The following is a 12650-nucleotide window of genomic DNA, read 5'->3' on the forward strand; positions in this document are numbered from 1 at the left end:
GTTTAAAATAAAACTGGAAGGGACTTCATGAATAAATTACTTTTGTCCGTATTAATTACCGGGGCCGCATTAACTGGCAACAGTTATGCAGCATTATCTTCAGAGCTGGAAGGCCGTCTGTTGCTGCTTGAACAGCGCGTAAAACAGGCTGAAGCTCGCGCAGACAAGGCAGAGGAAAAGATCCAGCAACGCAGTCATGACGATCGAACCGTCAATACAGCCGTAGCTGATCAACAGAAGACACCAACGGATACGCAGGTTCTTACGCTTGCCGGTTTTAATAATCTCAAACTGTATGGCGATGTCGAGCTTAATATGGACGGCGCGAGCCGCAGCGGGCAGTTAACCTCACTCAAAACAAGCGATGATAAACACTGGAAACCGGGAAGCCATGAGCGCTGGGATATCAATGGCCGCATACTAATTGGTCTGGACGGATATACGCGTCACGATAACGGCTTCTTTTCTGGTTTTACCGTGCAGCCGCTGGCGAATATCAACGGAAATATGAATGTCGATGATGCCGCTTTTTTCTTTGGGGAAGAAAAAAACTGGCAGGCGAAAGTGGGGCGTTTCGAAGCGTACGACATGTTCCCGCTTAATCAGGATACGTTTGTGGAATATTCAGGTAATACGGCCAACGATCTCTATTCCGACGGTTATGGTTATATTTACATGATGAAAGAAGGGCGGGGGCGTAGTAACAGCGGTGGTAGTTTCAATTTGAGTAAGAATATCGGTAACTGGTATCTGGAATTAAATACGCTGCTTGAAGAGGGAACCGCACTGTTTGTTGATAAGCGCTATCATGGTAATGATCTGGTCAGCAATAAAAACGCAGTTTATTTACGACCTGTTGTCGCATGGAAAAAAGAGGCTTTCTCCGCCGCCGTGGCGATGGAGAGCAACGTCGTTAAAAATGCCTGGCGTTATGAAAATGCACAAGGCGAAATGAGCGACCCGTCGCGTCGTCATGGCTATGGTTTGACGCTGAGCTGGAACGGGCAGGCGACCGATCCGCAGGATGGCGTTATTGCCAGTTTCAGTACGGCTTATCTGGACGCGCAGGATGAGCAAGACTTCTCGATCGGTGCTAATACGCTCTGGCGTCGGTTTGAGATCGGTTATATTTATGCCCACAATAATATTGAAAAATTTAACAGCAGCAGCGTTATTCAGGACGAAGGCGGCGTGTTTGACGGCGCAGGGAAATACAGTATTCACACCGTGCATACCTCGTATCTCTTTCCTGACATCATGAATATGAAGAACTTCAACCTTTATCTGGGCGCCTACGCCTCACTGCTGAATACCGCTGATGCAGGAAGCGATGGCGATACGCGCTATGGCATGCGCGCACGATTTAAATATTTTTTCTGATGCATGCTGTCCGTACGTTAATAACGGCATCTGAGCAGGATGCCGTTATTGTTTAACACGCCTTTTTTATTATCCGTTGTTATAAAAATTGCGACATTCCTTCGCAGGGCAGCAATGGAACTCCGGGACGATCAGATACACACAACCAACGGTAAAACCTCTGCCCGGAACCTTTAAGGAATGGTGTGATGATAAAGAATATTGGCGACTATGCCGTGCGGACTGCCGGTGCGGCTATAGAAAAAGCGCAACATACGGCGGCGAATACGCTTCATAAAACCGGACTCCCACAGGGGGCGGCGCATACGGCCAACGCGCTGGGTGTGCCCGAATATGCTCAACAGAAAGTCAGTTCCATATTCGAGCGCCTGGGATTAACAATTAAATCAGGGACGTCATCGGTTCCACGGCTTCCACAGGAAATTCTCGAGCTCATCAGCAATAATGCAGATAAAAAAACCAACGCGGCGTTTGCAGCAGCCAGCCACAGTTTTGCGCAGGCCGCCGGAAGTACCGTGCAATCGCTGACATTTTATGGTCCGCACGATCTGCATCTGAGTGCAGAGATGCTCAAACAAAACGAAAGTCTGATTGGCTTTGCCGCACACGGGCTCAAACATTTAACGCTGAATGCCGATCGATCGCCGGAAGGGGAGTACGATCTCCATGATTTGCAGCAGATCCCGGACTGGATGCGGGCATCCTTACAGCAGGTAACGGTTAAAGCGCCGCTCACGGGCGAGGCATGGGATTTTCTGCAAACGTTTCCCAATATGAAAAAGATTGAAATGGCGGATATGACGGGGCCGGTACACAACACGGTGCTTGATCATCTCCCCGCCGGCCAGCCGGAATTGCACCTGCGTATGCCTCTTTCGCCGCATGAGATGGCGCAGCTTCAGCGTTTTAACCAGTTGAAAACCGTCCACGTTAGCGTTGTACCCGGCAAATCTCTTGCCGAGGTGCTGGAACCTTTCACCGCACCTGAATCGGGTGATGAAGACGCACCGGAAACAGCATCGGTGCTGCATAATGCCGCTATCGCAACGCTGGATTTCACGGTGGATCGTAGCGGCAATCATCAGCAAACCCATTCGCATTTTCAGGAAAACGATGTGGATCTGCTGCCGGAAAGCCTGAAATCATTGAAGCTGCACGGTATTTCTCCGTCGATAGCCACGCTTGAACAGCTTAAGGAAACGAAACTTACCTCGCTGACCCTGGATGAGGCCACGCTGCTCAGCGGTGATTTGCTGAAACATGTGCTTGACCATCCGACGCTGACGGAGTTTCACGCCGCCAATGCCGGACTGAACGCGGCTGATGCGAAAACAATCGCCGCCAGCCCGAGGCTGTCTGCCGTGTATTTGCCGTCCAATAACAGAATCGGTGATGAAGGGCTCCGCGCGCTTACCGCCAACCCGCGCATTACGCATCTCGATATTGCCCGCTGTGGCGGCAGCGATCGTCTGTTGCACAACCTGGCATTCAACAAACCAGAGCATATTCAACACATTAATTTTGATATCTGAAGACGTTACCGGTTCTGCACATGCCCACCAGCGCGGGGAGGCAGCTCGTGCGCCAGTGCCGCGCCCAGTTCGGCAATCGCCGCATTGCGCGCTGCCAGGGTGGCGGTCGTTTCGGTGATAAACACAGCGACAACCACCGGCGCATGCGAAGGTGGCCACATGACGGCAATGACGCTGCGCGAACCGTGCCCGCCTGCGCCCGTTCTGTCGGCAATGCGCCATGTTGATGGAATGCCCGCGCGCAGCAGCGGCCCGCCAACGGCGTCTTCAATCATCCAGCGCGTCAGTTTTTCACGAGACGCGCCAGAGAGCGCATTCCCGAGAACCAGTTTGCGCAGGGAGGCGACAGCCGCTGCGGGCGTGGTGGTGTCCCGCAGATCGCCCGGCGTCGCCTCGTTGAGATCCGGCTCGCGGCGATCAAGACGCGTCACGCTGTCGCCAATTTCACGCATAAAGCGCGTCATACCTTCGGGGCCGCCAATGCTGGTAACTATTTTGTTGGCCGCCACGTTATCGCTGGTGCGCATCGTCGCGGCGCACAGGCGATCGAGGCTGACCGACTGCCCAATGAGCGTTTCCGTTACCGGCGCATAAGGGATCATCTCTTCCCGCGTAACCCTCGTCGTTTTATTCAGATCGTTCTTGCCCGCGTCGGCCTGGTACAGCAGCGCGCCGCAGGCGAAGGCTTTAAAGGTGCTGTTGAGCGGGAAACGTTGTTCGGCGTTATATAACCAGCGCCTGTCGCTGCCGGTATCGATAACGGCCACGCCGACGCGTGCGTTAAGACGCTTTTCAATCGCCTGCGCCTTAAGCGCAATGGCATCACCGACGGCAAAACTGTTTTTGGTCATGACAAACGACAATACGATTGTACCGAGCGCGTACGTTAAGCGTCTCATTAAGCAGATTTCTCCTCATCAATGGCTTTGCGCTACCGGGCGGGGCATTATTCATAACGCTCCGGACAGAATAAACCCGCCCTTAGCGCGTAGCGTAATGCATTTTATTTCAGCCGACATTTTACGCTTCAAAAAATGTTGCTTTTTTGTAAACAGATTAACATTTTCCGGAAATCCTGCTATGCTGGCCGTCGCTGTACCGGGCTCCTTACCCTACCTTTACGCGTTCACGATCGTACGCTGAACCTTTCGGGCGCCCGGAAGCCATTACACTGTGAGCGAGGAGAACGTCGTGCTAGAAGAATACCGTAAGCACGTTGCCGAGCGTGCTGCTGAGGGGATCGTTGCAAAACCGCTGGATGCTTCCCAAATGGCCGCGCTGGTTGAACTGCTGAAAAACCCGCCAGCGGGTGAAGAAGAATTCCTGTCTGATCTGTTAATCAATCGCGTTCCGCCTGGCGTGGACGAAGCCGCCTACGTTAAGGCCGGTTTTCTGGCCGCTATCGCAAAGGGTGAAGCCACTTCTCCTCTGGTCACGCCTGAAAAAGCCGTAGAGCTGCTCGGCACCATGCAGGGCGGCTACAATATCCATCCGCTGATTGAGGCGCTGGATAATAACAGGCTCGCGCCCATCGCTGCGAAAGCGCTTTCCCATACGCTGCTGATGTTCGATAACTTTTTCGACGTGGAAGAGAAAGCCAAAGCGGGCAACGCCTACGCTCAACAGATTATGACCTCGTGGGCCGAGGCCGAGTGGTATCTCTCCCGCCCGGAACTGGCTGAAAAAATCACCGTGACCGTCTTTAAAGTGACCGGTGAAACCAACACTGACGATCTCTCTCCTGCGCCGGATGCCTGGTCGCGCCCTGATATTCCTCTGCACGCGCTGGCGATGCTGAAGAACGCCCGCGAAGGCATTGAGCCGAACGAGCCGGGTAACATCGGCCCGATCAAACAGATTGAAGCGCTCCAGGCGAAAGGCTATCCGCTGGCCTACGTCGGCGACGTGGTGGGAACCGGTTCTTCCCGTAAATCCGCCACCAACTCGGTGCTGTGGTTTATGGGCGACGACATCCCCTTCGTGCCGAATAAAAAAGGCGGCGGCGTGGTGCTGGGCGGTAAAATCGCCCCCATTTTCTTCAACACCATGGAAGATGCGGGCGCACTGCCGATTGAAGTGGATGTCGATAACCTGAATATGGGCGACGTGATTGACATCTTCCCCTATAAAGGCGAAGTGCGTAATCACCTTACCGGCGACGTGCTGGCAACCTTTGCGCTGAAAACCGACGTGCTGCTGGATGAAGTCCGTGCCGGTGGCCGCATCCCGCTGATTATCGGTCGTGGTCTGACTACCCGCGCGCGTGAAGCGCTCGGCCTGCCGCACAGCAACGTGTTCCGCCAGGCGAAAGACGTGGCGGTGAGCACGCGCGGCTTCTCGCTGGCGCAGAAAATGGTCGGCCGCGCCTGCGGCACCGATGGCATCCGTCCTGGTCAGTATTGCGAACCTAAAATGACCTCGGTCGGTTCACAGGATACCACCGGCCCGATGACCCGCGACGAGCTGAAAGATCTGGCCTGCCTGGGCTTTTCGGCAGACCTGGTGATGCAGTCCTTCTGTCATACCGCCGCCTATCCAAAACCTGTGGACGTAACCACGCACCACACGCTGCCGGACTTCATCATGAACCGTGGCGGCGTGTCGCTGCGTCCGGGCGATGGCATCATCCATAGCTGGCTGAACCGCATGCTGCTGCCGGATACCGTCGGTACCGGCGGCGACTCGCACACCCGTTTCCCTATCGGCATCTCTTTCCCGGCCGGTTCTGGCCTGGTCGCCTTTGCGGCGGCAACGGGCGTGATGCCGCTGGATATGCCGGAGTCGGTGCTGGTGCGTTTCAAAGGCAAAATGCAGCCTGGCATCACCCTGCGCGATCTGGTGCACGCGATTCCGCTGTACGCCATCCGTCAGGGGCTGCTGACCGTGGAGAAGAAGGGCAAGAAAAACATCTTCTCCGGCCGCATTCTGGAAATCGAAGGCCTGCCGGATCTGAAAGTCGAGCAGGCGTTTGAACTTTCTGACGCCTCCGCCGAGCGTTCTGCGGCAGGCTGTTCGATCAAGCTGGGCCAGGCGCCGATTATCGAATATCTCACGTCCAATATCGTCCTGCTGAAGTGGATGATCTCGGAAGGCTACGGCGACCGCCGTACGCTGGAGCGTCGTATTCAGGGCATGGAGAAATGGCTGGCCGATCCGCAACTGATGGAAGGCGATGCCGATGCGGAATACGCAGCGGTGATCGACATCGATCTGGCGGAGATCAAAGAGCCTATTCTTTGCGCGCCAAACGATCCTGACGATGCGCGTCTGCTGTCGGACGTGCAGGGCGAGAAGATCGACGAGGTCTTTATCGGCTCCTGTATGACCAACATCGGCCACTTCCGCGCGGCGGGCAAGCTGCTGGACAGCCATAAAGGCCAGTTGCCAACGCGTCTGTGGGTCGCGCCGCCAACCAAAATGGACGCCGCGCAGCTCACCGAAGAGGGCTACTACAGCGTGTTTGGTAAGAGCGGGGCGCGCATTGAGATCCCTGGCTGTTCGCTGTGCATGGGTAACCAGGCACGGGTGGCAGACGGCGCGACGGTGGTCTCTACCTCAACCCGTAACTTCCCGAACCGTCTGGGAACAGGCGCGAATGTCTACCTCGCCTCGGCCGAGCTGGCTGCGGTCGCGTCCCTGTTGGGCAAGCTGCCAACGCCGGACGAATACCAGCAGTTCATGAATCAGGTCGATAAGACGGCGGTGGACACCTACCGCTACCTGAACTTTGACCGCCTGCCGCAGTATACGGACAAAGCGGACAACGTGATTTTCCAGACCGCGATTTAACGAAACGGCCAGAGCCATAACGATAAAAGGGACGCAGAGGCGTCCCTTTTTTATAAACTTATTTTTACATCGTGGTTGATTGCCTGACGGGCGGAGTTCAGATAATCATGCTGCGTAAAAAATCCAGCGAGCGCTCGTTTTCTAACTGGCCCAGCCGCTGAAAGAGGGCAGCGCTCTCGGGTAACGTCTTGCAGCAGTCGGCAAACTTCTGCGCGCGCTCGTCGGCGCTGAAGGGCTCAGCGAGCGAGCCTTTTGCGCTCAGGCGCTGATGGCGAAGCGTGCGCCCGTCCTTCAGCACGATCGCCACCTGATGAGGCAGATTGTCCGCCTGCGCTTCTTCGTCTTCACGCCAGCTCTCCATGGTGATGCGCGACATCAGCGGATTCGCGGCCTGCTCGCGTACGCGCGCTGGCGTGAAGTCCGCCACGCTCAGCGAGCCGGATTCCAGCATGCGCATCACGCAGTAGTTCATTGAAAAACGCGCCTGCATCTCGTCTTCCGGCGCGGTATACGCCAGGTTGCGGAAGTTAGAGATGCCCACTTTGCACTTCACCGAGACCACGTCGTCGGCAGTAAAGTGCGTTTCCTGTTGCAGATCCGCAATCACATCCAGCACACGATGGGTGGAGCCGCAACAGGGATGCTTTTTCGGCATCACGCCAACGGTTTCGACCACGTGCTGCGTCCCGGTCAGCCAGCGCTGCATCTTTTCCGGGGTAAAGCGGCTGCCCGCAAAAAGCTGATAAAACCCCATTTCGCCTTCCAGAATATCCAGCCTGCCGCTCATACCGCAGGCGGCAAGCGTGGCGGCATCCACCGCATTTCGTGCCGCCATACCGGCATGGAAAGGTTTCAGCGGCGTACCGAACTGCCCCTTGACGCCGCTGGCGAGACTCACCGCCACGCTCAGCGATCGGGCAATGCCTGCTTCGTCCAGCCCTTTCAGCCAGGCGACGCCTGCGGCGGTGCCGATGCAGCCAACGGTAGAGGTGCCGTGCCAGCCTGCGGTGTAGTGTGACTGACTCACCAGCTCACCCACGAACGCCTGCGCCTGAAGGCCGACCAGCCAGGCATTAACCAACGTCTCGCCGTCACGATCCTCCTCCAGCGCCACCGCCAGCAGGGCCGGCACCAGCACCGCCGAGGCGTGGCTCATGCCGGGGCCAAAATTATCATCATAGTCAATGGCATGGGCCGCCGTGCCGTTCAGTAAGGCCGCAATGGCGGTAGGACGGGGGGTATAACTGGCCCACGCCTCACGAACGGCAAGCACAGAGAAATCATCCCGTCCGGCGTAAAGGCAGGCCAGCGTGTCGGTGATGGCTTCCCGCGCCAGGCGACGGGCCGTTGCGCTGAAGCGCGGTTCACGCGCGCACCAGGCGGCGATAGTTTCAATCACGGTCATTTAGCGTTCTCCCAATTCGTCCAGCAACAGTTGCACTATTTTTCCTGCCTGAAAGCGATTTACCTCGCGGCCCGGGCTGTCGGTGTCGACACGATGCACTACCACGCAATCTAACGCGGGCATCACCAGGCAGAGGTGACCGCCAGCGCCCTGTGCCGAATAGCTGCCTTCCGGCAGAACCGCCTCCGGCCAGCCGATACCGTTGCGCGTCACCCACCACATATAGCCATAGGCACCGTGGCTCCCGGCGTGCGAAATGGGGCGGGTGCTGGTGTCTGTCCAGCGGGCGGGGATCACCTGCTGCGTCTGCCAGCGGCCCTGTTGCAGAAAAAGCTGGCCGAAGCGGGCAAGATCGCGCGTGGAGAGCCGGAAAGGCCAGGCGGGGTGATCGGAGAAAGGGCCGTCTTCGTACCAGCCATCCCGTTCGGCATCAAAATCTTCCATGCCGATGGGTTGCGCGATGCGCTGCGCAAAAGCCTGATGAATGTTTTCGCCGGTCAACTGGCGCCAGATGCTGCCCAGCGCGTTGAAATCCCAGTTGCTGTAGCACCAGTTTTCACCGGGCGCATGGCAATGGCGGGGCGGTTTGATGCGCTGCATCCACGGCGTTTCATAATTCGCCGGATGGTAGATCCCCGACCGCGCCGTCAGCAAATCGTACACCGTCGCCTGCTTTTCAACCTCAGACAGCGGCTGGCGATCGTCAATTCCCAGCGCGGCGAGCGTCAGTGAAAGATCGAACCGTCCCTCCGCCACCGCCTGGCCGATCAGCGCGCTGAGAAAGCTTTTACGCATTGAGTGGCACTGATAGCGACGTTCGACGTCGCCGTAGTGATATATCAGCTTGCCGTACTGCAAAATCATCACGGCAGCGGTATCCATGCCGCGCAGCGTGTTTTCCAGGCGAGTAAACATCGCTTCTCCTTACGCTTCGCTGGCTGCCAGAAAGCGCTGAGTGTACGCCTCGCGAGCCACGCCGCCGCGAACCTCCTCTGCCGTCAGCTCCTCCAGCAGCCGGCCCTGATGCATTATTGCCACCCGCTGGCACAGGTGCGTCACTACCGCCAGATCGTGCGTGACCATCAGCCAGGTCAGCTGACGCTGCCTGCGCAGAGCGGCGAGGAGGTTGAGAATTTCGGCCTGTACCGAGACGTCAAGCGCCGAGGTCGGCTCATCCAGCAGCAGCACCTTCGGTTCTATGATCAGCGCGCGCGCAATCGCCACGCGCTGGCGCTGCCCGCCGGAGAGCTGATGCGGATAGCGGTAGCGAAAGGCGTTGTTCAGCCCTACCGCATGCAAAATGTCGCTGATGCGCGACGCCTTACGATCAAAACCGTGCAGCGTCAGCGGCTCCAGCAGAGCGTCGCAGACCATCTTTCGGGGGTGAAGCGACGCGTACGGATCCTGAAACACCATCTGCACCTGACGATAAAATTCTTTATCGCGTCGTGGCTGCTGCTCCTTGTTGTTAAACAAAATGGCGCCGTGATAATCGCTGTTCAGGCCGGCAAGCGCGCGCAGAATGGTTGATTTGCCGCAGCCAGATTCGCCGATGAGTCCGTACGCGTCGCCTGACGCCAGGGTCAGACTGACATCGTCCACCACCTGGCGTCGCTGGCTTCCCTCGCCGAAGGCGATGGAGAGATTGACCGTTTCGATACGTCTTAACTGTGTTGGGATCATAATGCCACTCCGTTACGCCAGGCCGGGCCGTGCAGCCACGCCGGATCGCGGGCCGGCACGCTCAGCGTGTCAACCGGATGATGCAGACGCGGCTGGCTGGCGAGCAGCGCCTGAGTGTAGGGATGCTGCGCGAGATGCAGCTGGTTTGCGGCGATCTCTTCAACGATGCGTCCGGCATACATCACCAGCACGCGGTCGCAAAAACGCGAAACCAGGTTGAGATCGTGGGTAATGAACAGCAGGCCGGTATTGCGTCTGGCCAGTTGCTCATCAAGGATGGCGAGCACCTGCTGGCGCACGGTCACGTCCAGCGCGGAAGTCGGTTCGTCAGCGATGATCAGATCCGGTTCCGGGATCAGCATCATGGCGATCATGACCCGCTGGCCCATGCCGCCGGAAATTTCATGCGGATAGAGACGGCAAACTTTTTCCGCATCGCGAATATGCACCGACTCCAGCATCGCCAGGGTGCGTTCGCGGGCGACGCGTTTCGAGGCTTGTGAATGCAGGCGGTACGCTTCCGTAATCTGGTCGCCGATGCGCATCAGCGGATTCAGCGAAAAGCGGGGATCTTGCAGGATCATTGAGATGCGGTTGCCGCGTATGGTGCGCATCTTTTTTTCGCTGGCGTTGAGCAGATCCACGTCGCAGAACTGCATCAGATCGGCGCTGATGCGGGCAATATTGGGCGTGAGTTTGAGCAGGGCGCGACAGGTCTGCGACTTACCCGAGCCTGACTCGCCCACGATGGCGACTTTTTCCCGACCGACGCTGAAGGAGACGTCCCGGACCGCATGGTGATCCTCATGGGCGCCTTTAAACACAATATTCAGGTTCTGCACCTGGAGCAGGGAATCAGTCATGGCGAAGATCCATTACGTCGCGCAGGCCGTCGCCCAGCAGGTTAAAGGCCAGGCTGGTAAACAGGATCGCCAGGCCAGGGATGGCAGCAATAAAACCGTTGTTCAGCATAAATTCCCGCCCTGACGCCAGCATCGCGCCCCATTCCGGGCTGGGGGCCTGCGCGCCGAGGCCAAGAAAGCCCAGCCCGGCGGCGGTCAAAATAATCGCGGCCATGTTCAGCGTCACGCGCACCACTACCGACGGCAGGCAAACAGGGATGATGTGCCGGATAATAATATGCAGCGAGCTGGCGCCCTGTAAGCGCACCGCGGCAATGTAGTCCATCTTGCGGATTGAGAGCGTTTCCGCGCGCGCCAGGCGGGCAATCGGCGGCCATGACGACAGCGAAATGGCGATGATCGCATTCTCGATGCCCGGCCCCAGCGCGGCCACAAACGCCAGCGCGAGGATCAGGCTGGGGAAAGCGAGAAAAATATCCACCAGCCGCATCAGCAGCGTATCGACCCAGCCGCCGAGATAGCCCGCGCTGGTGCCAATCAGCAGGCCGAGCGGAGTGATGATCACTGCCGTCAGAAAAGCGATATACAGCGTGATGCGCGCGCCCCAGAGCAGGCGGCTGAAGATATCGCGACCCAGCTCGTCGGTGCCCAGCCAGAACTCCGCGCCCGGCGGTTGCAGACGATGCGCCAGATTCTGCGCATAAATGTCGTGGTTGCTCAGCCAGGGCGCGAACATTGCCGCAAAGACGATCACCAGCAGGACTGCCAGACCAAACAGCGCGGAGTGATTGGCGCAAAACCGCCGCCACTGTAGCCAGATTTGCTGTATGCGCGCCTGAAAGGACGAGGCAGGCTCAGGCGTGCTCAGCCAGTGACGGAGCGCCGAGCGGCGTGGCGCGGGCAGAGATTTACTCAGAGAGTCGGTCATATTGCCTCCTGACGCGTGCGCGGATCGAAAATGCGATAGAGCAGATCGCAAAGCAGGTTGAGCGCCACAAAAATCGCGCCGGTCAGTAAGGTGCAGCCGACCACGGCGTTCATGTCGCCCGCCAGCAGAGCGTTAGTCAGGTAGCGACCAAAGCCCGGCCAGGCAAAAACGGTTTCGGTTAATACCGCACCTTCTAACAGCCATGCCCAGGAGAGGGCGATCACCGTCAGGGTGGGCACGGCGATATTGCGGAAGGCGTGGTTCCAGACGCAGCGCGCGCGGGAAAGCCCCTTCACGCGGGCGGTAATGATGTACTCCTGCGACAGCTGTTCAATCATAAAGCTGCGCACCATCCGGCTGATATAGGCCAGCGAACTGAGGCCGAGGATCGACGCCGGCAGAATGATATGGCTGAAAACGTTTTTAAATACCGCCATGTTGCCGCTCATCGCGCTGTCGATCAGCCAGAAGCCGGTGACCGGCTGGAGATCGAACTCGTAGATGAAATCTATGCGGCCCGGCCCGCCGATCCAGCCCAACGTGGCGTAGAACAGCAGCAGCCCCATCAGTCCCAGCCAGAAATGCGGCGTCGAGTAGCTGAGCAGGCCAATAAAGCGGATCAGATGATCGAACCAGGTGTTGCGATACATTGCCGAAAGCACGCCCGCCGGCACGCCGAGCCCGACGCCGATGATTGCCGCAACCGTCGCCAGTTCCAGCGTCGCCGGAAACACGCGGGCAATATCCGTCGCTACCGGCTGGCTGGTGGTCAGGGCGGTGCCGAAGTCGAGGTGAACCAGCTGCCACAGATAATCGACAAACTGTCTCCACAGAGGCTGATCCAGCCCCAGTTGACGGTACATCTGGTCATACGCTTCCTGACTGGCGTTGTCGCCGATCACCGCCACCACCGGATCGATCGGCAACAGGCGACCAATAAAAAACGTCAGCGCGGCCAGCCCCAGCAGCGTACAGAAAACCGAAAGCGTGCCTTTCAGGCCCCGTTTCAGGCGTCGGAACAGCGGCGATGCCTGCGGAGAATGTAAAGTGACCTGCGACATACCCGCCTC

Annotated in this window: 10 protein-coding genes; 3 read left to right on the forward strand and 7 right to left on the reverse strand. The window is 57.8% G+C overall.

Annotation, left to right across the window (positions count from 1 at the left end; genetic code table 11):
* Positions 1-27: 27 nt before the first annotated feature.
* Together FA91_RS02755 and FA91_RS02760 are read left to right on the forward strand one after the other, a co-directional pair.
* The gene (locus FA91_RS02755) at positions 28-1380 is read left to right on the forward strand and encodes a carbohydrate porin (protein ID WP_034912319.1); all 1353 of its coding nucleotides are present in this window, start codon (positions 28-30) and stop codon (positions 1378-1380) included.
* 188 nt (positions 1381-1568) lie between these two features.
* On the forward strand, positions 1569-2912 hold the full coding sequence (locus FA91_RS02760; RefSeq protein WP_034912320.1) for a hypothetical protein: 1344 nt from the start codon (positions 1569-1571) through the stop codon (positions 2910-2912).
* A gap of 5 nt (positions 2913-2917) precedes the next feature.
* On the opposite strand, the gene bla is transcribed toward FA91_RS02760, so the two are convergent.
* The gene (bla, locus tag FA91_RS02765; protein WP_034912322.1) at positions 2918-3811 is read right to left on the reverse strand and encodes a class A beta-lactamase; all 894 of its coding nucleotides are present in this window, start codon (positions 3809-3811) and stop codon (positions 2918-2920) included.
* A gap of 292 nt (positions 3812-4103) precedes the next feature.
* Between bla and acnB the strand changes: the two genes are divergently transcribed.
* On the forward strand, positions 4104-6701 hold the full coding sequence (gene acnB / locus FA91_RS02770) for a bifunctional aconitate hydratase 2/2-methylisocitrate dehydratase (RefSeq protein WP_156103033.1): 2598 nt from the start codon (positions 4104-4106) through the stop codon (positions 6699-6701).
* Positions 6702-6798: 97 nt separating this feature from the next.
* Here acnB and FA91_RS02775 read toward each other — a convergent pair whose 3' ends face one another.
* The 6 genes from FA91_RS02775 to FA91_RS02800 are packed head-to-tail and all read right to left on the reverse strand — an operon-like array spanning position 6799 to position 12641.
* Positions 6799-8106, reverse strand: coding sequence for an MmgE/PrpD family protein (locus FA91_RS02775; RefSeq protein WP_034912327.1), 1308 nt, complete (start codon positions 8104-8106; stop codon positions 6799-6801).
* Positions 8107-9021, reverse strand: a complete 915-nt coding sequence (locus FA91_RS02780; protein ID WP_034912328.1) for a serine hydrolase — start codon at positions 9019-9021, stop codon at positions 8107-8109.
* Positions 9022-9030: 9 nt separating this feature from the next.
* The gene (locus FA91_RS02785) at positions 9031-9789 is read right to left on the reverse strand and encodes an ABC transporter ATP-binding protein (RefSeq protein ID WP_034912330.1); all 759 of its coding nucleotides are present in this window, start codon (positions 9787-9789) and stop codon (positions 9031-9033) included.
* On the reverse strand, positions 9786-10652 hold the full coding sequence (locus FA91_RS02790) for an ABC transporter ATP-binding protein (RefSeq protein ID WP_034912332.1): 867 nt from the start codon (positions 10650-10652) through the stop codon (positions 9786-9788). Before FA91_RS02790 ends, FA91_RS02785 begins: the two co-directional genes overlap by 4 nt.
* Positions 10645-11580, reverse strand: a complete 936-nt coding sequence (locus FA91_RS02795; RefSeq protein WP_051936969.1) for an ABC transporter permease — start codon at positions 11578-11580, stop codon at positions 10645-10647. The genes FA91_RS02790 and FA91_RS02795 overlap by 8 nt, the downstream gene beginning before the upstream one ends.
* Complete coding sequence (locus tag FA91_RS02800; protein ID WP_034912333.1) at positions 11577-12641, reverse strand: ABC transporter permease; 1065 nt, start codon at positions 12639-12641, stop codon at positions 11577-11579. The genes FA91_RS02795 and FA91_RS02800 overlap by 4 nt, the downstream gene beginning before the upstream one ends.
* Between the last annotated feature and the right edge of the window lie 9 nt (positions 12642-12650).

This window comes from Erwinia sp. 9145 (genome assembly GCF_000745075.1).
GTDB classification, from domain to species: domain Bacteria; phylum Pseudomonadota; class Gammaproteobacteria; order Enterobacterales; family Enterobacteriaceae; genus Erwinia; species Erwinia oleae.

Excerpts from the sequence above, each read along its gene's own strand:
- FA91_RS02755 (WP_034912319.1), top strand. The coding sequence starts at position 28 with ATGAATAAATTACTTTTGTCCGTATTAATTACCGGGGCCGCATTAACT.
- FA91_RS02760 (WP_034912320.1), top strand. The coding sequence starts at position 1,569 with ATGATAAAGAATATTGGCGACTATGCCGTGCGGACTGCCGGTGCGGCT.
- bla (WP_034912322.1), bottom strand. The coding sequence starts at position 3,811 with ATGAGACGCTTAACGTACGCGCTCGGTACAATCGTATTGTCGTTTGTC.
- FA91_RS02775 (WP_034912327.1), bottom strand. The coding sequence starts at position 8,106 with ATGACCGTGATTGAAACTATCGCCGCCTGGTGCGCGCGTGAACCGCGC.
- FA91_RS02780 (WP_034912328.1), bottom strand. The coding sequence starts at position 9,021 with ATGTTTACTCGCCTGGAAAACACGCTGCGCGGCATGGATACCGCTGCC.
- FA91_RS02785 (WP_034912330.1), bottom strand. The coding sequence starts at position 9,789 with ATGATCCCAACACAGTTAAGACGTATCGAAACGGTCAATCTCTCCATC.
- FA91_RS02790 (WP_034912332.1), bottom strand. The coding sequence starts at position 10,652 with ATGACTGATTCCCTGCTCCAGGTGCAGAACCTGAATATTGTGTTTAAA.
- FA91_RS02795 (WP_051936969.1), bottom strand. The coding sequence starts at position 11,580 with ATGACCGACTCTCTGAGTAAATCTCTGCCCGCGCCACGCCGCTCGGCG.
- FA91_RS02800 (WP_034912333.1), bottom strand. The coding sequence starts at position 12,641 with ATGTCGCAGGTCACTTTACATTCTCCGCAGGCATCGCCGCTGTTCCGA.